Annotated in this window: 1 pseudogene; it reads left to right on the forward strand. The window is 35.2% G+C overall.

The window, feature by feature from the left end:
• Window positions 1-200: pseudogene (locus ACJ5GX_RS07820) on the forward strand (hypothetical protein); the annotation flags it as partial.
• Window positions 201-361: the final 161 nt, after the last annotated feature.

Raw genomic sequence — 361 nt, forward strand, 5'->3', positions numbered from 1 at the left:
GATTTAATGAATTGTATCAAAAAAATAAGCAAAAAGAGTTGATGAAACAACAGGAAATTCTAAGGGAGAAACAAAAGAATATGCAAGTTTACAAAGAATATCGATCGACTATAAAAGTGCAGTGGTCAGCTGAAATTGTATTGATTGGAAATTTTGATGGTGTGATGATTAAATCGATTCCATCGAACTACCAGTCTTAGACGACCTACTGATGTTTATTAGCGAGGCATCATCGGTCTTTTGAGTGTCTTGAGATTGAGAGTTTACTCCTTTATAATCAAACCATTGATGCAAGAAATATGACCATGATAAGTGCGATACACACACACACGCACACACATATCACGCATATAATCCCTTG

Source organism: Wolbachia endosymbiont of Tuta absoluta, from assembly GCF_059414725.1.